The sequence below is a fragment of the Streptomyces sp. NPDC021562 genome (assembly GCF_040640875.1).
GTDB lineage: Bacteria > Actinomycetota > Actinomycetes > Streptomycetales > Streptomycetaceae > Streptomyces.
In genome coordinates this window covers 24,765-45,919 of record NZ_JBFACN010000008.1, presented here as the reverse complement: position 1 = coordinate 45,919, position 21,155 = coordinate 24,765, and the positions used below count along the sequence as shown (strand labels likewise).

General features: G+C 71.8%; 20 protein-coding genes. 14 read left to right on the top strand and 6 right to left on the bottom strand.

Annotation, left to right across the window (positions count from 1 at the left end):
• Window positions 1-66: 66 nt before the first annotated feature.
• Window positions 67-1,080 carry a LacI family DNA-binding transcriptional regulator gene (locus tag AB0G52_RS14305; RefSeq protein ID WP_132889881.1) on the bottom strand — a complete coding sequence of 338 codons (1,014 nt, stop codon included), beginning with the start codon at window positions 1,078-1,080 and terminating at the stop codon, window positions 67-69.
• 314 nt (window positions 1,081-1,394) lie between these two features.
• Between AB0G52_RS14305 and AB0G52_RS14300 the strand changes: the two genes are divergently transcribed.
• Complete coding sequence (locus AB0G52_RS14300) at window positions 1,395-3,329, top strand: acyl-CoA dehydrogenase family protein (protein WP_361336584.1); 1,935 nt, start codon at window positions 1,395-1,397, stop codon at window positions 3,327-3,329.
• 4 nt (window positions 3,330-3,333) lie between these two features.
• Here the strand turns inward: AB0G52_RS14300 and AB0G52_RS14295 are convergent, their stop codons facing one another.
• Complete coding sequence (locus AB0G52_RS14295) at window positions 3,334-3,792, bottom strand: lamin tail domain-containing protein (RefSeq protein ID WP_132889883.1); 459 nt, start codon at window positions 3,790-3,792, stop codon at window positions 3,334-3,336.
• A 169-nt stretch (window positions 3,793-3,961) separates the two neighbouring features.
• Here AB0G52_RS14295 and dxr point away from each other — a divergent pair, with 169 nt between their 5' ends.
• The 6 genes from dxr (at window position 3,962) to AB0G52_RS14265 (ending at window position 11,325) form a co-directional block, all read left to right on the top strand.
• On the top strand, window positions 3,962-5,242 hold the full coding sequence (gene dxr / locus AB0G52_RS14290) for a 1-deoxy-D-xylulose-5-phosphate reductoisomerase (RefSeq protein ID WP_361336581.1): 1,281 nt from the start codon (window positions 3,962-3,964) through the stop codon (window positions 5,240-5,242).
• A gap of 8 nt (window positions 5,243-5,250) precedes the next feature.
• Entirely contained in the window at window positions 5,251-6,543 is a 1,293-nt protein-coding gene (locus AB0G52_RS14285; protein WP_207921768.1) for a site-2 protease family protein, read from the top strand.
• 170 nt (window positions 6,544-6,713) lie between these two features.
• The gene (gene ispG, locus AB0G52_RS14280; RefSeq protein ID WP_361336579.1) at window positions 6,714-7,871 is read left to right on the top strand and encodes a flavodoxin-dependent (E)-4-hydroxy-3-methylbut-2-enyl-diphosphate synthase; all 1,158 of its coding nucleotides are present in this window, start codon (window positions 6,714-6,716) and stop codon (window positions 7,869-7,871) included.
• Window positions 7,872-8,086: 215 nt separating this feature from the next.
• Window positions 8,087-8,935, top strand: coding sequence for a GNAT family N-acetyltransferase (locus AB0G52_RS14275; protein ID WP_132889887.1), 849 nt, complete (start codon window positions 8,087-8,089; stop codon window positions 8,933-8,935).
• 64 nt (window positions 8,936-8,999) lie between these two features.
• A complete protein-coding gene (locus AB0G52_RS14270; RefSeq protein WP_361336576.1) occupies window positions 9,000-9,530 on the top strand; it encodes a GNAT family N-acetyltransferase in 531 nt (176 codons plus the stop codon).
• 88 nt (window positions 9,531-9,618) lie between these two features.
• The gene (locus AB0G52_RS14265; protein WP_132889889.1) at window positions 9,619-11,325 is read left to right on the top strand and encodes a proline--tRNA ligase; all 1,707 of its coding nucleotides are present in this window, start codon (window positions 9,619-9,621) and stop codon (window positions 11,323-11,325) included.
• Window positions 11,326-11,514: 189 nt separating this feature from the next.
• Here the strand turns inward: AB0G52_RS14265 and AB0G52_RS14260 are convergent, their stop codons facing one another.
• A complete protein-coding gene (locus AB0G52_RS14260; protein WP_361336574.1) occupies window positions 11,515-11,856 on the bottom strand; it encodes a hypothetical protein in 342 nt (113 codons plus the stop codon).
• Between the two features lie 12 nt (window positions 11,857-11,868).
• Here AB0G52_RS14260 and AB0G52_RS14255 point away from each other — a divergent pair, with 12 nt between their 5' ends.
• The 3 genes from AB0G52_RS14255 to AB0G52_RS14245 are packed head-to-tail and all read left to right on the top strand — an operon-like array spanning window position 11,869 to window position 13,437.
• Window positions 11,869-12,837: an FAD:protein FMN transferase gene (locus tag AB0G52_RS14255; protein ID WP_132889890.1), complete on the top strand. Its 969-nt coding sequence runs from the start codon at window positions 11,869-11,871 to the stop codon at window positions 12,835-12,837.
• Window positions 12,834-13,235 (top strand): hypothetical protein, encoded by a 402-nt coding sequence (locus tag AB0G52_RS14250; protein WP_361336572.1) that lies wholly within the window; start codon window positions 12,834-12,836, stop codon window positions 13,233-13,235. The genes AB0G52_RS14255 and AB0G52_RS14250 overlap by 4 nt, the downstream gene beginning before the upstream one ends.
• A 1-nt stretch (window position 13,236) precedes the next feature.
• Complete coding sequence (locus AB0G52_RS14245; protein WP_132889893.1) at window positions 13,237-13,437, top strand: ferredoxin; 201 nt, start codon at window positions 13,237-13,239, stop codon at window positions 13,435-13,437.
• A gap of 127 nt (window positions 13,438-13,564) precedes the next feature.
• Here AB0G52_RS14245 and AB0G52_RS14240 read toward each other — a convergent pair whose 3' ends face one another.
• From AB0G52_RS14240 to AB0G52_RS14230, 3 genes are read right to left on the bottom strand one after another with little or no spacing between them, the layout of a single operon-like run.
• A complete protein-coding gene (locus tag AB0G52_RS14240) occupies window positions 13,565-14,461 on the bottom strand; it encodes an aminoglycoside phosphotransferase family protein (RefSeq protein WP_132889894.1) in 897 nt (298 codons plus the stop codon).
• 22 nt (window positions 14,462-14,483) lie between these two features.
• Window positions 14,484-14,972 carry a DUF4439 domain-containing protein gene (locus AB0G52_RS14235; protein WP_165939405.1) on the bottom strand — a complete coding sequence of 163 codons (489 nt, stop codon included), beginning with the start codon at window positions 14,970-14,972 and terminating at the stop codon, window positions 14,484-14,486.
• Window positions 14,969-15,643, bottom strand: coding sequence for a hypothetical protein (locus AB0G52_RS14230; protein WP_361336569.1), 675 nt, complete (start codon window positions 15,641-15,643; stop codon window positions 14,969-14,971). The genes AB0G52_RS14235 and AB0G52_RS14230 overlap by 4 nt, the downstream gene beginning before the upstream one ends.
• Before the next feature lie 204 nt (window positions 15,644-15,847).
• Here AB0G52_RS14230 and rimP point away from each other — a divergent pair, with 204 nt between their 5' ends.
• The 4 genes from rimP to infB all read left to right on the top strand — a co-directional run bounded on the left by rimP (window position 15,848) and on the right by infB (window position 21,010).
• Complete coding sequence (rimP, locus tag AB0G52_RS14225) at window positions 15,848-16,360, top strand: ribosome maturation factor RimP (protein ID WP_132889896.1); 513 nt, start codon at window positions 15,848-15,850, stop codon at window positions 16,358-16,360.
• A 2-nt stretch (window positions 16,361-16,362) separates the two neighbouring features.
• A complete protein-coding gene (nusA, locus tag AB0G52_RS14220; RefSeq protein ID WP_132889897.1) occupies window positions 16,363-17,349 on the top strand; it encodes a transcription termination factor NusA in 987 nt (328 codons plus the stop codon).
• 133 nt (window positions 17,350-17,482) lie between these two features.
• Complete coding sequence (locus AB0G52_RS14215; RefSeq protein ID WP_132889898.1) at window positions 17,483-17,752, top strand: YlxR family protein; 270 nt, start codon at window positions 17,483-17,485, stop codon at window positions 17,750-17,752.
• Between the two features lie 153 nt (window positions 17,753-17,905).
• Window positions 17,906-21,010, top strand: a complete 3,105-nt coding sequence (gene infB / locus AB0G52_RS14210) for a translation initiation factor IF-2 (RefSeq protein WP_361336566.1) — start codon at window positions 17,906-17,908, stop codon at window positions 21,008-21,010.
• Window positions 21,011-21,155: the final 145 nt, after the last annotated feature.

Below are 21,155 nucleotides of genomic sequence, written 5' to 3'. Positions count from 1 at the left end.
CAGAGGGTGCCCCGGCGCGTCGGGGCACTGCGAACGAAACGCTGCGAACGAAACGCTGCGAACGGCTCAGGAGCCGGCCGGCGCCGGCCCCGTGCTCGCCCTCACCGTCAACTCGGGTGCGATCAGCACGACGTCGTCACTGCCCCGGCCGTCCAGCTTGGCGACCAGGTGCTCCACGGCATGGCGGCCCATCTCCTGGGCGGGGATGGCGACCGAGGTGAGCCGTACCGAGGCCTGGACGGCGACCTGCTCCGGACAGATCGCGACCACCGACACGTCCTCGGGCACCGCCCGGCCCTGCTGGCGCAACAGGGCGAGCAGGGGTTCCACCGCGGACTCGTTCTGCACGACGAACCCCGTGGTGCCCGGACGCTCGTCGAAGACCCGGGCCAGCGTGGCGGCCATCGCGTCGTAGCCGCCCTCGCACGGCCGGTGCAGCACCCCGAGGCCCAGCTCCCGCGCCCGGGACCGCAGGCCGTCCAGGGTCCGCTCGGCGAAGCCGGTGTGCCGTTCGTAGACCGCCGGGGCCTCGCCGATGACAGCGATGTCGCGGTGGCCGAGCTTGGCGAGGTGTTCCACGCAGAGCGCCCCGGTGGCCCCGAAGTCGAGATCGACGCAGGTCAGGCCGGAGGTGGAGGCGGGCAGGCCGATGAGCACGGAGGGCTGGTCGCTCCCCCTGAGCAGCGGCAGCCGCTCGTCCTCCAGCTCGACGTCCATCAGGATCATGGCGTCCGCCAGTCCGCTGCCGGTGACCCGGCGCACCGCGTCCGGACCCTCCTCGCCGGTGAGCAGCAGGACGTCGTAGCCGTGCAGGCGGGCGGTGGTGGCCACCGCGATCGCGATCTCCATCATCACCGGCACGTACATGTCCGTCCGCAGCGGGATCATCAGCGCGATGATGTTCGACCGGCTGCTGGCCAGGGCGCGGGCACCGGCGTTCGGGTGGTAGCCCAGTTCCCGGATGCTCTGCTCGACCCGCTGCCGGGTGGTGGCGGAGATGGACCGCTTGCCGCTGAGGACATAGCTCACCGTGCTCGCCGAGACTCCGGCGTGCTGGGCGACCTCGGCGAGGGTGACCATCCAGCTCTCCAAGCTTTGTGAAGCGCTTCGACAGTGCGCATTGCTGACAAGGGCGAGTGAGGGTGGTTCGACAGTAGCCCCAGTGCGGGTGGGTGTCCATAGCTTGTCGAAGCGCTTCGATAGCGATGGGGTGCCGTGTTCTCGCCGAACCGTCCCCCGCGAGGGCCCCTCGACGCAACACCGGGGGCGACGGGGTGCCCCGATCGGACCGCGAGGACTGGTGGGTGCGGCCCGTTTGGGGTACCAACGATCCAGTAGCACTGGTCGGTAACGAACGGTCCTCAACGTCCCCTTTCGTGGCGAGGTGAGCCTCAATGTCCGCCCCCACCACCAAGAAACCCACCGTCTCCGAGCGGGAGGCCCGCCAGGTGGCGGAGGCCGCCCGCGAACAGCACTGGCGCAAGCCCAGCTTCGCCAAGGAACTGTTCCTCGGGCGCTTCCGGCTCGACCTCATCCACCCCCATCCGCTGCCGGCGGACGAGGACGTGCGCCGCGGCGAGGAGTTCCTCGCCCGGCTGCGCGAGTTCTGCGAGACGAGGATCGACTCCGCGCTCATCGAGCGCGAGGCGCGCATCCCCGACGAGGTGATCGCCGGCCTCAAGGAGCTCGGCGCCCTCGGCATGAAGATCGACCCCAAGTACGGCGGTCTCGGCCTCACCCAGGTGTACTACAACAGGGCCCTCGCCCTGGCCGGCTCCGCGAACCCGGCGGTCGGCGCGCTGCTCTCCGCCCACCAGTCGATCGGCGTGCCGCAGCCGCTGAAGATCTTCGGCACCCAGGAGCAGAAGGACGCGTTCCTGCCGCGCTGCGCCCGCACCGACATCTCGGCGTTCCTGCTCACCGAGCCGGACGTCGGCTCCGACCCGGCCCGCCTCGCCACCACCGCCGTACGGGACGGCGACGACTACGTCCTCGACGGCGTGAAGCTCTGGACCACCAACGGCGTCGTCGCCGACCTGCTCGTCGTCATGGCCCGGGTGCCGAAGTCCGAGAACGGCAAGGGCGGCATCACGGCCTTCGTGGTCGAGGCCGACTCCGAGGGCATCACCGTCGAGAACCGCAACGCCTTCATGGGCCTGCGCGGCCTGGAGAACGGCGTCACCCGCTTCCACCAGGTCCGGGTCCCGGCCGCCAACCGCATCGGCCCCGAGGGCGCCGGTCTCAAGATCGCCCTCACCACCCTCAACACCGGGCGGCTGTCCCTCCCCGCGATGTGCGTGGGCGCCGGCAAGTGGTGCCTGAAGATCGCCCGGGAGTGGTCGGGAGTCCGCGAGCAGTGGGGCAAGCCGGTGGCGCTGCACGAGGCGGTCGGCTCCAAGATCAGCTTCATCGCTGCGACCACCTTCGCCCTGGAGGCGGTCGTCGACCTGTCCTCGCAGATGGCCGACGAGGACCGCAACGACATCCGCATCGAGGCCGCCCTCGCCAAGCTCTACGGCTCCGAGATGGGCTGCCTGATGGCGGACGAGCTGGTGCAGGTCCGCGGCGGCCGCGGCTTCGAGACGGCCGAGTCCCTCAGGGCGCGCGGCGAACGGGCCGTCCCCGCCGAGCAGATGCTGCGCGACCTGCGCATCAACCGCATCTTCGAGGGCTCCACCGAGATCATGCACCTGCTGATCGCGCGGGAGGCGGTGGACGCCCACCTGTCGGTCGCGGGCGACCTCATCGACCCCGACAAGTCCCTCCAGGACAAGGCGAGGGCAGGCGCGAACGCGGGCGTCTTCTACGCCAGGTGGCTGCCGAAACTGGTCGCGGGGCCGGGTCAGCTCCCCACGTCCTACGGCGACTTCAAGCACGGCATCGACCTCTCGCCGCACCTGCGCTACGTGGAGCGGCACGCCCGCAAGCTGGCCCGGTCCACCTTCTACGCCATGTCCCGCTGGCAGGGCCGGATGGAGACCAAGCAGGGCTTCCTGGGCCGGATCGTGGACATCGGCGCCGAACTGTTCGCGATGAGCGCCGCCTGCGTCCGCGCCGAGCGGCTGCGCCGCGAGGGCGAGCACGGGCGCGAGGCCTACCAGCTCGCCGACGCGTTCTGCCGGCAGGCCCGCATCCGCGTCGACGAACTGTTCACCCGCCTGTGGTCGAACACCGACGACCTGGACCGCAAGGTGGTCAAGGGCGTGCTCGGCGGTTCCTACGAGTGGCTGGAGCAGGGGATCGTCGACCCGTCGGGCGAGGGCCCGTGGATCGCCGACGCGACCCCCGGGCCGTCCGCGCGGGAGAACGTCCGCCGCCCGCTGAAGTAGCGGTTCAGCAGTATTTGTCGCTCGGATCCCGCGTCGTCCAGGAGCAGGAGTCGACCTTGGCGCCACTCGCCCTGGTCAGCGTCGCCGTGTCGCTCGTGTTGTTCCACACGTAGGCGCGGCGGTTCTGGAACTTGTCCGACGCGGTGTCCGTGCCCCGGCCGGTGTGCACCTTCATCGTCTTGTGGGCGCCGATCCTGACGTCCTTGAAGACGTAGCGGTGGTTGGAGGCGTCCTTCAGGATCCACCCCTTGAGGGAGACGGCCGAACCGCCGGTGTTCTTGATCTGCACCCATTCGGCGTTGAGGCTGGCGTTGGAGCGGTTGTCGCTGCCGGGGCTGTCGAACCAGACGTGGTAGATGGTCACCCCGCCCGCCGCCTGGGCCGGAGTGCTGAGCAGGGTGCCGGTGAGCAGCGCGGCACCCGCGAGCGCGGGCAGGGCAGCACGTATGTGCGCAGTACGCATGGAGAGATCCCCCCTGGATCCGAATCCGAAGACACGGCAGTGCTATCACATGATCTTCACCTGAATCTCACAAAAGGAATTTCGCGTCATACGACGCCGGGAACCGTTGACGCACCCGCCCGAGGGATGCGCTGTCCGCCGGGCCGCCCGGTGCGGCCACAATGGGGGGATGACCGACAGTCCCGCCAGTCCGGCCCCCCTCGCCGACCCGCATCTCGTGTACGACCCGCTCGTGGGTGACGGCCCGAAGGGCGTGGTGATCCTCGGCTCCACCGGATCCATCGGCACCCAGGCCATCGACCTCGTCCTGCGCAACCCCGACCGCTTCCGGGTCACCGCCCTCTCCGCGAACGGCGGCCGCGTCGCCCTCCTCGCCGAACAGGCGCACCGACTGCAGGTGCGGACCGTGGCGGTCGCCCGCGAGGACGCCGTACCGGCCCTGCGCGAGGCGCTGACCGAGCGCTACGGCCCCGGCGAACCGCTTCCCGAGATCCTCGCCGGACCCGACGCGGCCACGCAGGTCGCCGCGACCGATTCCGCGGAGTGCCACACCGTCCTCAACGGCATCACCGGATCCATCGGCCTCGCGCCGACCCTCGCCGCCCTGGAGGCGGGCCACACCCTCGCACTCGCCAACAAGGAGTCGCTGATCGTCGGCGGCCCGCTGGTCAAGGCGCTCGCCAAGCCCGGCCAGATCATCCCGGTGGACTCCGAGCACGCGGCGCTCTTCCAGTCGCTGGCTGCGGGCACCCGGGCCGACGTCCGCAAGCTGGTCGTCACGGCGTCCGGCGGCCCCTTCCGCGGCCGCACCAAGGCCGAACTCGCCGACGTCACCGTCGAGGACGCGCTCGCCCACCCCACCTGGGCGATGGGCCCGGTCATCACGATCAACTCCGCGACCCTGGTCAACAAGGGACTGGAAGTCATCGAGGCGCACCTCCTCTACGACATTCCCTTCGACCGCATTGAGGTGGTCGTGCACCCGCAGTCGTATGTCCACTCGATGGTCGAGTTCACGGACGGATCCACGATCGCGCAGGCGACGCCCCCCGACATGCGGGGGCCGATCGCCATCGGTCTCGGCTGGCCCGAACGGGTCCCCGACGCGGCGCCCGCCTTCGACTGGAGCAAGGCCTCCACCTGGGAGTTCTTCCCGCTGGACAACGAGGCCTTCCCGTCGGTGAACCTCGCCCGGCACGTCGGGGAGCTCGCGGGCACCGCGCCGGCGGTGTTCAATGCGGCCAACGAGGAATGTGTCGAGGCCTTCCGGAGCGGTCTGCTGCCCTTCAACGGGATCATGGAGACCGTCACCCGGGTGGTGGAGGAGCACGGCACCCCTCGTACGGGAACTTCGCTCACCGTGCCGGACGTCCTCGAAGCGGAGACCTGGGCCCGGGCCCGGGCCCAGGAACTGACAGCACTGACGGCGACCGCGGAGGCGCGTGCATGACAGCCCTGATGATGATCCTCGGCATAGTCGTCTTCGTGGTCGGCCTGCTGGTCTCGATCGCCTGGCACGAGCTGGGGCACCTCTCCACCGCCAAGCTCTTCGGCATCCGGGTCCCGCAGTACATGGTGGGCTTCGGCCCGACCATCTGGTCGCGGCACAAGGGCGACACCGAGTACGGGATCAAGGCCATCCCGCTCGGCGGCTACATCCGCATGATCGGCATGTTCCCGCCCGGCGCCGACGGCCGCATCACCGCGCGCTCCACCTCGCCCTGGCGCAGCATGATCGAGGACGCCCGCTCGGCGGCCTTCGAGGAACTCCAGCCCGGCGACGAGACCCGCCTCTTCTACACGCGCGCGCCCTGGAAGCGCGTGATCGTGATGTTCGCGGGCCCGTTCATGAACCTCGTCCTCGCGGTGGCGCTGTTCCTCACCGTGCTGATGGGCTTCGGCATCAGCCAGCAGACCACCACGGTCAGCTCGGTCTCCCAGTGCGTCATCGCGCAGAGCGAGAACCGTGACAGCTGCAAGAAGACCGACGCGGCCTCCCCGGCCGCCGCGGCGGGCCTGAAGGCCGGCGACAAGATCCTCTCCTTCGACGGCGTCCGGACCACCACCTGGAACCAGCTTTCCGACCTGATCCGGTCCACCCCCGGCAAGGACGTCGCGATCGTCGTCCAGCGCAAGGGGCAGGACGTGACCCTGCACGCGAAGATCGCCACCAACCAGGTCGCCAAGAAGGACTCCAGCGGCCAGATCGTCCAGGGCCAGTACGTCACCGCGGGCTTCCTCGGCTTCAGCGCCGCCACCGGCATCGTCCGCCAGGACTTCGGTGAGTCGGTGACCTGGATGGGCGACCGCCTCGGCGAGGCCGTCGACTCCATCGCGAGCCTGCCCGGCAAGATCCCGGCCCTGTGGGACGCGGCCTTCGACGGCGCCCCCCGCCAGCCGGACTCCCCGATGGGCGTGGTCGGCGCCGCCCGCGTCGGCGGCGAGATCTTCACCCTCGACATCCCGCCCACCGAGCAGCTGGCGATGGCCCTGATGCTGGTGGCCGGCTTCAACCTCTCCCTGTTCCTCTTCAACATGCTCCCGCTGCTCCCGCTCGACGGCGGGCACATCGCGGGCGCCCTGTGGGAGTCCCTGCGCCGCAACCTGGCGAAGGTGCTGCGCCGCCCGGACCCCGGCCCGTTCGACGTGGCGAAGCTGATGCCGGTGGCCTATGTGGTGGCCGGGATCTTCGTCTGCTTCACCGTCCTCGTGCTGATCGCCGACGTGGTTAACCCGGTGAAAATCTCCTAGCCACGCACCGTTCGAGGCGGCCCGGAACATGGTGTCCCGGGCCGCTTCCATCGAGTGGGTTTACGGGTGGGGGATGTGCTCGCCCGGGCGCCGGTGCCGTAATCTCGGAGCCTGGAACCCGCTCACGACGGGACCTGGACCTAGATCCACGACTTGGGGTTGCACAGCAGATGACTGCGATTTCTCTCGGCATGCCGTCCGTTCCGACCAAGCTCGCCGAGCGCCGGAAGAGCCGGCAGATCCAGGTCGGCTCCGTGGCGGTCGGCGGGGACGCCCCGGTCTCGGTCCAGTCGATGACGACGACCCGGACGTCCGACATCGGCGCCACCCTCCAGCAGATCGCCGAGCTGACGGCGTCCGGCTGCCAGATCGTCCGCGTCGCCTGCCCCACCCAGGACGACGCCGACGCCCTCGCGACGATCGCGAAGAAGTCGCAGATCCCGGTCATCGCGGACATCCACTTCCAGCCGAAGTACGTCTTCGCCGCGATCGAGGCCGGCTGCGCCGCCGTCCGCGTCAACCCCGGCAACATCAAGCAGTTCGACGACAAGGTCAAGGAGATCGCGCGGGCCGCCAAGGACCACGGCACCCCGATCCGCATCGGCGTCAACGCCGGTTCCCTGGACCGCCGGCTGCTCCAGAAGTACGGCAAGGCGACCCCCGAGGCGCTGGTGGAGTCGGCCCTGTGGGAGGCGTCGCTCTTCGAGGAGCACGACTTCCGGGACATCAAGATCTCCGTCAAGCACAACGACCCGGTCGTGATGATCGAGGCGTACCGGCAGCTCGCCGCCCAGTGCGAGTACCCCCTGCACCTCGGCGTCACCGAGGCGGGCCCGGCCTTCCAGGGCACGATCAAGTCCGCGGTGGCCTTCGGTGCCCTGCTCTCCCAGGGCATCGGCGACACGATCCGCGTCTCCCTCTCCGCGCCGCCGGTCGAGGAGGTCAAGGTCGGCAACCAGATCCTGGAGTCCCTCAACCTCAGGCAGCGCGGCCTGGAAATCGTCTCCTGCCCGTCCTGCGGCCGCGCCCAGGTCGACGTCTACAAGCTCGCCGAAGAGGTCACCGCGGGCCTGACCGGCATGGAGGTCCCGCTCCGCGTCGCCGTCATGGGCTGCGTCGTCAACGGCCCCGGCGAGGCCCGCGAGGCGGACCTCGGAGTCGCCTCCGGCAACGGCAAGGGCCAGATCTTCGTCAAGGGCGAGGTCATCAAGACGGTCCCGGAGTCCAAGATCGTGGAGACCCTCATCGAGGAGGCCATGAAGCTGGCCGAACAGATGGAGGCGGCGGGCACGGAATCCGGCGAACCGACGGTGTCGGTGGCAGGCTGACGAGCGCCCCAAAGGGGCGCGGGGAACTGCGCGACCAGCCACACACGACCGGCACTCGCGCCCTCACCCGCCCCCCGGGCCAGTAGGCGCTCAAGCCGTCACCAGGGTCGACGGCACCAACCAGCCAACGGCAATCCACACCGGGGCGGCACCGCTCAGCTTCCGCAGGTACAGTGCGGAGATCAAGCAGAACCCCTCAGCGTGAGGCCCCGCACGTGTTGACGCAGACCACCTCACGGGTGCTCGAACCGAGCGACCTGGACGCCGCGCTCGCGGTACTCGACCGCGAGCCGGTCGCGAACGCCTTCGTGACCTCGCGTGTCCAGGTGGCCGGCCTCGACCCCTGGCGCCTCGGCGGCGAGATGTGGGGCTGGTACGAGGACGGCATGCTCACGTCCCTCTGCTACGCCGGCGCCAACCTCGTCCCGATCTGCGCCACCCCCCGCGCGATCCGCTCCTTCGCCGACCGCGCCCGCAGGGCGGGCCGCCGCTGCTCCTCCATCGTCGGCCCCGCCGAGGCGACCGCCCAGCTGTGGCGCCTCCTGGAACCCCACTGGGGCCCGGCCCGCGAGGTCCGCGCCCGCCAGCCCCTGATGGTCACCGACCGCATGTCCGCCGACATCGCCCCGGATCCGTACGTCCGCCGCATCCGCAAGGACGAGATGGAGACGATCATGCCGGCGTGCGTGGCGATGTTCACCGAGGAGGTGGGCGTCTCCCCGCTGGCCGGCGACGGTGGCCTCCTCTACCAGGCGAGGGTCGCCGAACTGGTCGGTGCCGGCCGCTCGTTCGCCCGGCTCGACGAGCACGGCAAGGTCGTCTTCAAGGCGGAGATCGGCGCGGCGACGGCCCAGGCCTGCCAGATCCAGGGGGTATGGGTGGCCCCCGAGTACCGCGGCCAGGGCCTGGCGGCCCCCGCGATGGCAGCGGTCCTGCGCTACGCCCTCGCCGACGTGGCCCCCCTCGTCAGCCTCTACGTGAACGACTTCAACACGGCGGCGCGAAGGACGTACCTGAGAGTGGGCTTCCAGGAGGTCGGCGCGTTCATGAGCGTGCTGTTCTAGCCCGAAGCCCACGGCGCCCCGACCGCACCCGACGTCGAACCGGAACCCCCTGTACCCTCCCCACATGACCCTCGTGATCGGCCCCCTGGACCTCCCCTCGCACGTGGACGAGGCCCTGGCGGTCCAGGCCGTCGCCTTCGGACTGGGCCCCGACGAGGTGGCGGTCCGCCGGGGGATCGTCCTGCGCCACATGCAGTACCCGGGGGCGAGGGCGCTCGGCGCGACGGACGAGGGCCGCCTCGTCGGCTTCGTCTACGGCATGCCCAACTCCCGCACCCACTGGTGGTCCACGGTGGTGGAGCCCTACCTCCGCGCCCGGGGCCACGCCGACTGGCTCGACGACTCCTTCGTCATCACCGAGCTGCACGTCCACCCGCACCACCAGAACCGCGGCATCGGCCGCCGCCTGATCACCATGATCACCGACGGCGCCGACGAACCCCGCTCGATCCTCTCCGCGATCGACACCGACAGCCCGGCCCGCGGCCTCTACCACTCGCTCGGCTATGTCGACCTCGCCCGTCAGGTGCACTTCCCGAGCGCCGCCAAGCCGTACGCCGTGATGGGCGCCCCGCTGCCGCTGCGCCGCCGCTGAGCCGGTCGCCGTTAACGGATTTCCACCGGCACAGCAGGCCCGGCTAACCTCCTAGCCATCAACCTTTCCCGGCAGGAGTACGAGAACCATGGCGAACGCACCGGTCCAACGCATGTCCCACTTGCTGGCGAAGACGCTGCGTGACGACCCGGCGGACGCCGAGGTCCTCAGCCACAAGCTCCTCGTCCGCGCCGGCTACGTCCGCCGCACGGCCGCCGGTATCTGGTCGTGGCTGCCGCTCGGCCTGAAGGTGCTGTCCAACATCGAGCGGATCGTCCGCGAGGAGATGGACGCGATCGGTGCCCAGGAGGTGCTGCTGCCGGCCCTCCTGCCCCGGGAGCCGTACGAGGCGACCGGCCGCTGGGACGAGTACGGCGCCGAGCTGTTCCGCCTCCAGGACCGCAAGGGCGGCGACTACCTGCTCGGCCCCACCCACGAGGAGATCTTCACCCTGCTGGTGAAGGACCAGGCGTCCTCGTACAAGGACCTGCCGGTCATCCTCTACCAGATCCAGAGCAAGTACCGGGACGAGGCCCGTCCGCGGGCCGGTATCCTGCGCGGCCGCGAGTTCCTGATGAAGGACTCCTACTCCTTCGACCTGGACGACGAGGGCCTGGGCACCTCGTACGCCCTGCACCGCCAGGCCTACCAGCGGATCTTCGAGCGCCTCGGCCTCGACTACCGGATCGTCGCCGCCACGGCGGGCGCCATGGGCGGCTCGAAGTCGGAGGAGTTCCTGGCTCCGGCCGAGGCCGGTGAGGACACCTTCGCGGACTGCCCCCACTGCGACTTCGCGGCGAACACCGAGGCGATCTCGTACACGCTGAAGCCGGTCGACGCCACCGACGTGCCCGCGCTGGAGGAGATCCCCACCCCGGACACCCCGACCATCGAGACCCTCGCCGCGCACCTCGGCGTCCAGGCCTCCGACACCCTGAAGAACCTCCTGGTGAAGGTCGACGGCGAGATCGTGGCCATCGGCGTGCCGGGTGACCGCGAGGTCGACATGGGCAAGGTCGAGGAGCACTTCGCCCCGGCCACCGTCGAGCTGGTCACCGAGACGGACTTCGCCGGCCGTCCCGACCTGGTCCGCGGCTACGTCGGCCCGCAGGGTCTCGGGGAGAAGGTGAAGTACATCGCCGACCCGCGGGTGGCGCCCGGCACCTCCTGGATCACCGGCGCCAACAAGGAGGGCACGCACGCCAAGAACGTCGTGGCGGACCGTGACTTCACCGTCGACGAGTACGTCGACGTGGTCGTGGTGCTGGAGGGCGACCCCTGCCCGAAGTGCGGCACCGGCCTCAAGCTGGACCGCGCCATCGAGATCGGGCACATCTTCCAGCTCGGCCGCAAGTACGCCGACGCGCTCAAGCTCGACGTCCTCGGGCAGAACGGCAAGCCGGTCCGCGTCACCATGGGCTCCTACGGCATCGGTGTCTCGCGCGCCGTCGCCGCCCTCGCCGAGCAGACCGCCGACGAGCACGGCCTGGTCTGGCCCCGCGAGGTCGCCCCGGCCGACGTCCACGTGGTCGCCGCGGGCAAGGCCCTGCAGACCGAACTCGCGCTCGACGTCTCCGAGCGGCTGCGGGAGGCCGGCCTGCGCGTCCTGGTCGACGACCGGGCCGGGGTCTCCCCGGGCGTGAAGTTCACGGACGCCGAGCTCATCGGCGTACCGCAGATCCTGGTCGCGGGCCGCCGTTCCGGCGAGGGTGTGCTGGAGCTGAAGGACCGCAGGACGGGCGAGCGCGAGGAGCTGACGGTGGACGAGGCCGTCGCCCGCCTGACCGCGCACTGACCCCGACGCCGCCCGAGCGGGCCGCCGGTGACCACCGGCGGCCCGCTCGTCCTTTCAGGAACCTCTCAGACAGTTCTTCCGATCCCTGTGGCATGCGCACAGCCTTCTCTCAGGCCGGTGCCCGACCGTAGGACGTGACAGAGAGTCACACGGGAGGGGTTCGGTCATGACCAGGAGAGCGCAGCACAGTCAGCAGGGGGACCGGCCGGGGGACCGGGGAGCCGCCGCGGTGGTCCGCCGCGGTGCCCGGCGGACGGCGGCCCTGTCGGCGGCGGTCACACTCGCCGCGGCGGCCGGGGTGTTCGCCCTGGTCGGCACGGTGCAGTCGGACGCCGCCACGACGGCGAACAGCACCACGGGCACGACGTCGAGCAGCTCCGACTCCGGCGCCGGTACGGGCAGTTCGTCGTCCTCGTCGTCTTCAGCTTCGTCCTCGTCGACCTCGTCGACCTCGTCGTCTTCCTCTTCCTCCTCGGACCTCCAGTCCTCCTCCGGCGGGCTCAGCTCCGGCAGCGGCTCCGCCGACACCACCTCGGGGGCTTCATGACCGCCCTCGCCGCGCGCACCACGGCCGCCGCCGACTGGCGGGCCCTCGGCACCACGGTCCGCCTGGTCGTCACCGACCCGGCCCTCCTGGACTCCTGCAACCTGCTCCTCGCCCGGCAGCTCGCCGAGGTGGACGCGACCTGCAGCCGGTTCCGGGCCGACTCCGAACTCGCCGCCCTGGACACGTCCGACGGCCGCCCGGTCCGGGTCAGCCCGCTGCTCGCCGAGGCCCTCGCCGTGGCGCTGCGCGCGGCCGAGGCCACGGACGGCGCGGTCGATCCCACGGTCGGCTCGGCGATGGCCGCGATCGGCTACGACCGCGACTTCACCCTCGTCCGCGAGGACGACCGCCCGGTCTCGCTGCGGGTGCGCCGTGCCCCGGGCTGGCGCAGGGTGCTGCTCGACCGGGCGACCGGCACGGTCACCGTCCCCGCGGGCGTCCGCCTCGACCTGGGCGCGACGGCCAAGGCCTGGGCCGCCGACCGGGCCGTGCGGACGCTGGCCGAGGCGGCGGGCTGCGGGGTCCTGGTGAGCCTCGGCGGCGACACGGCCGTCGCGGGCGAGCCTCCTGCGGGCGGCTGGCAGATCCGCGTCCAGGACGTCACCGGCGCGGTCGACGAACAGCCGGCCCAGGGGTCGTACGACACCGTCGGGCTGCGCTCCGGAGGCCTCGCCACCTCCGGCACCTCCGCCCGCCGCTGGCAGCGTGGCGGGTACGACCTCCACCACATCGTCGACCCGCGTACCGGGCTGCCGGTCCGCTCCCCGTGGCGCACGGTCTCGGTGGCCGCCGCCGACTGCGCCGACGCCAACGCGGCGACCACGGCGACCCTGGTCAAAGGGGCGGGCGCGGAACGCTGGCTGACCCGGCTGGGCCTGCCGGCGCGCCTGGTCGCGCACGACGGCACGGTCGTCACCACCCCGGGCTGGCCCACCGCGGCCGGCGCGCCGGAGGCCGCGGCATGACCTCCGAGACCCTCTGGTACGCCAACCGGGCCACGGGCGCCGTCTGCCTGGCCCTCTTCACGGTGGTCGTCCTGCTCGGCATCGCCGTCCGCCTCAGGACCCGCCTCCCCGGCCTCCCGCGCTTCGGCACCGTCGCCCTGCACCGCACCCTGTCCCTGTCCGCCACCGCCTTCCGGACCCTGGCCGAACCCGGCCCGCAGGGCGGCATCCGCACCGACATCTCCCGCTGGGCGGGCCTGGTCGAGGGACGAGGAGCCTGCCACCACCCCGACGGCACGGTCCGCCTGGTACGCAGCGCACTCACGACCTTCGCCACGGAGATCGACGCCCACGCGAACGGCCACTGCACGGCAACCGACCACACCCCCCTGCTCCCCGTCCCCACCGAGAAGGCCTGACATGGACCAGCGCATGGAGATCGACTGGACGTCCTGCCGGGCCCACGGCCTGTGCGCGGAACTGCTCCCCGAGCACATCACCCTGGACGAATGGGGCTACCCCTTGGCCGACGGCCGCCCCCTGCCGCCCCGCACGAGGAAACGAGCCCGCAGAGCGGCCGCGGACTGTCCGGTCCTGGCTCTGAAACTGACGGAGGGGTGAGCGCCCCTGAAAGGGGCGCGGGGCTGTATCCGATGTGCGGCTCCGCCGCGTGGGCGCGACCAGCCACCACGTGCCCGCAGTGAGCGAGCGATCCCCGCCCCCCCTCGGACCGCCTCTCCACCGCGTCCTACAACCACCCGGCGAACTCCAACAACAACTCCCCGTCCCTCGGCCGCCCCACCCGAAGCGCCCGCACCCCCGACTCCACCGCCCGGAACAGCGTCCACCCCCGCAACCGCTCCTGATCCACCTCGAGCGACTCCGCGAGCCGCTTGATCCGCCGCCGGGTGATGGACGCCCCGGAGGGGGACGCGATCAGGTCCTCCACCCGGTCCCGCACCAACCGCGCCAGATCGAACGCGCACTCCCCGACCACCGGATCCGGCCCCACCGCCAGCCACGGCAACCGCTCCCCGGCCAGCACCTTGCTCTGCCGGAACGTGCCGTGCAGCAACCGCGGCTCCGGCTCGCCGGCCAGCAACTCCTCCCGGGCGGTGAGCGCCCCCGCCACCAGCACCGCCACGTCCGCGTCCCCGGCCGCCGCGGCCATCGCCGCCGCCTGCCGTCCCGTGCGCTCCGCCACGGTCTCGAACACGTGCCCCGACGGCGGTTCCACCCAGAGCCGCCGCAACGTTCCCGCGGCCTCCAGCAGCGCCTTCGCCTCCGGCAGCGACCGCACCGACACCTCCGGGTGCAGCCGCTCCAGCAGCAGCACCCCCGCGGCCGCGTCGTCCTCCAGCAGCCGCACCGCCCCCAGCCCACCCCAGTGGGCCAGCGCGGCCGCCTCGCCCTCCGGCCGGGCCCGTCGCGGCGCCAGCTTCAGCACCGCCGGTGTCCCGTCCGGCCGCCGGACCAGCAGCACGACACTGCTGCGGCCGCCGGGCACCTGCACCCGCTCCACGGTCAACTCGCGTAGCGAGACGGCTCGTTCCACCGCACCCGGCAGCTTCTCCAGCCACTCGTCACCCTCCGGCGCCGTCTCACCGAGCGCCTTCACCAGGCGCTGCGGCGGTTCGAAAGCCATACGCGAGTCGTTCCTTCCTGTCCTAGGGATGCGCCGAGGCGGCGGGCGAGGCCGAGCCGCCGGCCTGCCCCTGCGGCGCGCCCCGCTCGGCGAGCCCAGGGAAGGCTACGCTCTCCCCGCGCCAGCGCACCGCCCGCACCGCGGCCTCCCGCAGTGCCCCGGCCGCCGCGCCGCGCCGCTCGCCCGAGGAGGCCCGGACCAGGTCGGAGTAGACGTCGGCCACCCGGTCCTCCAGTTCGGCGGCGAGCCGTACGGCCGCCGCCGGGTCGCTCACCGCGAACGGCAGCGCGTACGCCGCGCTCGCGGCGACGGGCTCACCGCCCAGGTCCCGCACCTCCCGGGCCAGCGCGTCCCGGCCGGACCGGTGCGCGTCGTAGGCGGCGCGCGCCTCGGCCAGCCGCTGTTCACCGACCCGGCCGCCGACCACCCCGTAGCCGTACACCGCCGCGTGCTCGGCCGCCAGCGCCGCCTGGAGCGCCCTGAGCACGCCCGCTCTGGCCTCGTCGCTCACTTGTCACCCTTCGTCAGCAAGTACGCGTGCCCGGCACCGGCGGCCGCCACGCCCGCGAGCAGCCGCGCCAGCTCGCCGGGGACGTCCAGCAGCGCCTTGGCCCGCTGGTCGGCGAGGCTCCGCTCGGCCGCGGCCAGCTCGGCGAGCGCGGTCTTCGGGTCGGCGGGAACGGCCGGGGAGGCAGAGCCGGACGGCGGGGCGGTGGCTGAGGGCGGGGCCGACGGCGAGCCGGATGTCGGAACGGACGCCGACGCGGACGCCGAAGCGGACGCGGGAACGGACGCCGAAGCGGACGCGGGAACGGATGCCGAAGCGGACGCCGAAGCGGTCGCGCCCGTCGCCGAGCCCGTCGCCGTGGGAGCCGAGTCCGTCGCCGAGGGGGAGGCCGTGCCCTCCTCGAACGCCGCCACATGGGCCGCCACCTCCGCCCGCAGCGGCCGCAGCCGCTCCGCGAGCGCGGGATGGGCGGCGAGCACGGCGTCGTACCGCCCGAGCAGCCCCCGGCTGTCCCGCGCCGCACGCGCGCGTGCCCGCGTGGACACCGACGGGGTGGTGCCGCCGGGGCCGGGACCGGCGGAGCAGCCGGCCAGTGCGGCCGCCGAGGCCGCTGAAACGATCAGGCTCCTCCTGCGTACTCCCGAGCGGGTACGCGACGACGGGGGCAACGGCACGGCAGACGTCCTCGGGGGGCTCGTACGAACACACGGGCGGGCAGACACCCCGCCGTGATCACGTTACCCGCGCATCCGGTCAACCCGCGTCACCGGCTCGTCACCCTCGCGGCGGCAGCACGCACCACACCTCACGACCCGATACGCTTTGACCAGACACGCGACCCATCCCACAACAGCACACGCGGCCGAGGAGTCACCCGGATGAGCACCACCCAGAGCGAGAGGCTGCGAGAGCTCCTGGAACCGCTCGTCACCTCCCAGGGACTGGATCTCGAAGAGATCGCCGTGGACTCCGTAGGACGCAAGCGGGTGCTGCGCGTCGTCGTCGACTCCGACACCGGGGCCGACCTGGACCAGATCGCCGATGTGAGCCGTGAGCTCTCGGCGAGGCTCGACGAGACCGACGCGATGGGCGACGGCGAGTACACCCTCGAGGTCGGCACCCCCGGCGCCGAGCGCCCCCTCAAGGAGCACCGGCACTACGTGCGGGCCGTGGACCGGCTGGTGAGGTTCCAGCTCGCCGACGGCGGGGAACTGGTCGCCAGGATTCTGGACGTCGACGACGAGGGCCTCGACCTGGAGGTGCCGGGCGTCAAGGGCCGCAAGGCCACCGCGCGCCGGCTCGCCTTCGCCGACATCGACAAGGCGCGCGTGCAGGTCGAGTTCAACCGCAAGGACAAGAGCGACAAGAACGAGAAGGAAGAGGAGGCGTAGCCGTGGACATCGACATGAGCGCCCTGCGGGGCTTGGTTCGGGAGAAGGAGATCTCCTTCGACCTGCTGGTCGAGGCGATCGAGTCGGCCCTCCTCATCGCCTACCACCGCACCGAGGGAAGCCGCCGACACGCGCGCGTGGAGCTCAACCGGGAGACCGGGCATGTGACCGTGTGGGCGAAGGAGGACCCCGAGGACCTGGAGGAGGGGCAGGAGCCGCGCGAGTTCGACGACACCCCGTCGGGCTTCGGGCGGATCGCCGCCACCACCGCCAAACAGGTGATTCTGCAGCGGCTGCGGGACGCGGAGGACGACGCCACGCTCGGCGAGTACGCCGGCCGGGAGGGCGACATCGTCACCGGTGTCGTGCAGCAGGGCCGCGACCCGAAGAACGTGCTGGTCGACATCGGCAAGCTGGAGGCCATCCTGCCGGTGCAGGAACAGGTCCCCGGCGAGAGCTACGCGCACGGCATGCGGCTGCGGTCGTACGTCGTCCGGGTGGCGAAGGGCGTCCGCGGACCCTCGGTCACGCTCTCCCGTACCCACCCGAACCTGGTGAAGAAGCTCTTCGCCCTGGAGGTGCCGGAGATCGCCGACGGGTCCGTGGAGATCGCCGCCATCGCCCGTGAGGCCGGTCACCGGACGAAGATCGCGGTGCGTTCCACCCGTTCGGGCCTGAACGCCAAGGGCGCCTGTATCGGCCCCATGGGAGGCCGGGTCCGCAACGTGATGGGCGAGCTGAACGGCGAGAAGATCGACATCGTCGACTGGTCGGACGACCCGGCCGAGATGGTGGCGAACGCGCTGTCCCCGGCCCGCGTCTCCAAGGTGGAGGTCGTGGACCTGGCGTCCCGGTCCGCCCGGGTGACGGTGCCGGACTACCAGCTGTCACTGGCGATCGGCAAAGAGGGGCAGAACGCCCGTCTCGCCGCCCGGCTCACCGGCTGGCGGATCGACATCCGCCCGGATACCGAACAGGTGTCCGAGTAGATCACCCTCTTCCCGTCGGGGTTCACCCGGACGGGGGGAATAGTTCCCGGCCGCAGGTGGCTTGGATTACGACAACGGCCGTTCGATCTTTGCCCCGAAGGGGTGAGGTCGGTACGGGGAGGTAGACTTAGCAGTGTCTGGCCGGACGCGAGCCCGCGCATGCCCTGAGCGCACCTGTGTGGGGTGCAGGCAGCGAGCGGCCAAGACCGAACTGCTGCGGATCGTGGCGGTCGGGGACGAATGCGTCCCTGATCCTCGCGGTACGCTGCCCGGCCGGGGTGCGTATGTGCACCCCGCCCAGGTCTGTCTGGACCAGGCGGTACGCCGCCGGGCACTCCCGCGGGCGCTCCGCGTCCCGGGCCCGCTGGACGTAAAGGCGTTGCGCCGGTACGTCGAGCAGTAACACCGTAAGAAGCGTCGTACGGAACGTCCGTGCGGCTCTGTACCCCGCGAGTTGGAAGTAGGTCGAGATTGCGATGAGCACTCGATGAGCACGCGATGAGTACGCCCATGAAGTAGCGACGGTCCGGACGCACCCGGACCTCAAAGGAGCGAAGTGGCTAAGGTCCGGGTATACGAGCTCGCCAAGGAGTTCGGGGTTGAGAGCAAGGTCGTCATGGCCAAGCTCCAGGAACTCGGTGAATTCGTCCGTTCGGCGTCCTCGACGATCGAGGCGCCCGTTGTACGCAAGCTGACCGACGCCCTGCAGGGCGGCGGCAGTGGCAAGCCCGCCCCGCGCAAGGCGGCCCCCAAGCCCGGCGCGCCCTCTCCGGCGCAGTCGGCCCGTCCGGGTGCCCCGAAGCCGGGTGCCCCCCGACCGGCTGCCCCGCAGCCCCCGGCCGCGCCCGCGGCTCCGGCGGCGCCCGCGGCTCCGGCTCCGGTCACCCCAGCGCCGGCCGCCTCCGGCCCGCGCCCCGTCCCGGGCCCCAAGCCCGCACCGCGCCCGGCCCCGGCCGCGCCCGAGTTCACCGCACCGCCGGCGCCTCCGGCCGCCGCGGCGCCGAGCCCGGCCGCCGCGCAGGGTCCGCGTCCCGGTGCCCCCCGTCCCAACCAGGGCGCTCCGCGCCCCGGTGCCCGTCCGGCTCCCGGCCAGCGCGACCAGCGTGACGGCCGTCCGGGCCAGGGCGGTCAGCGCCCCGGTGGCCAGGCCCCCCGTCCGGGCGGTGCCCGTCCGGCCGGTCCGCGCCCGGGCAACAACCCCTTCACGTCCGGTGGCTCCACCGGCATGGCCCGCCCGCAGGCCCCGCGCCCGCAGGGCGGTCCGCGCCCCGGTGGCCCCGGTGCCCCCGGCGCCGGTCCCCGTCCGCAGGCGCCCGGCGCCCAGGGCGGCGGTCCGCGTCCGCAGGCGCCCGGCGGCGCCCGTCCGAGCCCGTCCGGCATGCCCCGTCCGCAGGGCGGTCCGCGTCCCGGCGGCGGCTCCGCGGGTCCGCGTCCGAACCCCGGCATGATGCCGCAGCGTCCCGCTGCCGGCCCGCGTCCCGGCCCCGGTGGCGGCGGTCGCGGTCCCGGCGGTGCGGGTCGTCCCGGCGGCGCCGGTCGTCCCGGTGGCGGCGGCTTCGCCGGTCGTCCCGGCGGCGGCGGCGGTGCCCGTCCGGGCGGTGGCGGCGGCTTCGCCGGCCGTCCCGGTGGCGGCGGCCCCGGTGGTGGCGGCGGCTTCGGCGGCGGTCCCGGCGGTGGCGGCGGCGGTCGTCCCGGCTTCGGCGGTCGTCCGGGCGGTCCCGGCGGCCGTGGTGGCACGCAGGGCGCCTTCGGCCGTCCCGGCGGTCCGGCGCGTCGCGGTCGCAAGTCGAAGCGGCAGCGTCGCCAGGAGTACGAGGCCATGCAGGCCCCGAGCGTCGGCGGCGTGATGCTGCCGCGCGGCAACGGCGAGACCATCCGTCTCTCCCGCGGCGCGTCGCTCACCGACTTCGCGGAGAAGATCAACGCCAACCCGGCGTCCCTCGTCGCGGTCATGATGAACCTCGGCGAGATGGTCACGGCCACGCAGTCCGTCTCCGACGAGACCCTGCAGCTCCTCGCCGACGAGATGAACTACACGGTTCAGATCGTCAGCCCCGAGGAGGAGGACCGCGAGCTGCTCGAGTCCTTCGACATCGAGTTCGGCGAGGACGAGGGCGGCGAGGACGACCTGGTGGTCCGTCCGCCGGTCGTCACCGTCATGGGTCACGTCGACCACGGAAAGACCCGACTGCTCGACGCCATCCGCAAGACGAACGTCATCGCGGGCGAGGCCGGCGGCATCACCCAGCACATCGGTGCCTACCAGGTCTCCACCGAGGTCAACGACGAAGAGCGCAAGATCACCTTCATCGACACCCCGGGTCACGAGGCGTTCACCGCCATGCGTGCCCGTGGTGCGAAGTCGACCGACATCGCGATCCTGGTCGTCGCGGCCAACGACGGCGTCATGCCGCAGACGGTCGAGGCGCTCAACCACGCGAAGGCGGCCGACGTGCCGATCGTCGTCGCGGTCAACAAGATCGACGTCGAGGGTGCCGACCCGACCAAGGTGCGCGGTCAGCTGACCGAGTACGGCCTGGTGGCCGAGGAGTACGGCGGCGACACCATGTTCGTCGACATCTCCGCCAAGCAGGGTCTGCACATCGACGAGCTGCTGGAAGCGGTCATCCTGACCGCCGACGCCTCGCTCGACCTGCGGGCCAACCCGAACCAGGACGCGCAGGGCATCTCGATCGAGTCCCGCCTCGACCGCGGCCGCGGTGCCGTGGCGACGGTCCTCGTCCAGCGAGGCACGCTGCGGGTCGGCGACACGATGGTCGTGGGCGACGCCTACGGTCGCGTCCGCGCCATGCTCGACGACAACGGCAACAACGTCGCCGAGGCCGGACCCGCCACTCCGGTGCAGGTCCTCGGTCTCACCAACGTCCCGGGTGCCGGCGACAACTTCCTCGTGGTCGAGGAGGACCGTACGGCCCGCCAGATCGCGGAGAAGCGTGCCGCCCGCGAGCGCAACGCGGCCTTCGCGAAGCGCACGCGCCGCGTGTCCCTGGAGGACCTGGACAAGGTGCTCAAGGCCGGCGAGGTCCAGCAGCTGAACCTGATCATCAAGGGTGACGCCTCTGGTTCCGTCGAGGCCCTGGAGTCCTCCCTGCTCCAGCTGGACGTCGGCGAAGAGGTCGACATCCGCGTCCTGCACCGCGGCGTCGGTGCGGTCACGGAGTCCGACATCGACCTGGCGATGGGCTCCGACGCCATCGTGATCGGCTTCAACGTCCGCGCGGCCGGCCGCGCGGCGCAGATGGCCGAGCGCGAGGGTGTGGACGTCCGGTACTACTCGGTCATCTACCAGGCGATCGAGGAGATCGAGGCGGCCCTGAAGGGCATGCTGAAGCCGGAGTACGAGGAGGTCGAGCTCGGTACGGCGGAGATCCGCGAGGTCTTCAAGTCGTCCAAGCTGGGCAACATCGCCGGTGTCCTCATCCGCTCGGGCGAGGTCAAGCGCAACACGAAGGCCCGCCTCGTCCGCGACGGCAAGGTCATCGCGGAGAACCTCAACATCGAGGGCCTGCGCCGCTTCAAGGACGACGTCACCGAGATCCGCGAAGGCTACGAGGGCGGTATCAACCTCGGAAACTTCAACGACATCAAGATCGACGACGTCATCGCGACGTACGAGATGCGCGAGAAGCCGCGCGTCTAGCGGTTGCGGCCGGCCGACGGGACTCCGGTGCCGTCGGCCGGCCTTTTTCCTGCCCTGTGAGCGTGGGGAAAGTCGGTCGAGTCCCCGGCAGGGACGGGGTACCGTTCCTGACAGGGCCATCGATCCCGTACCGGCGGGTTAACCG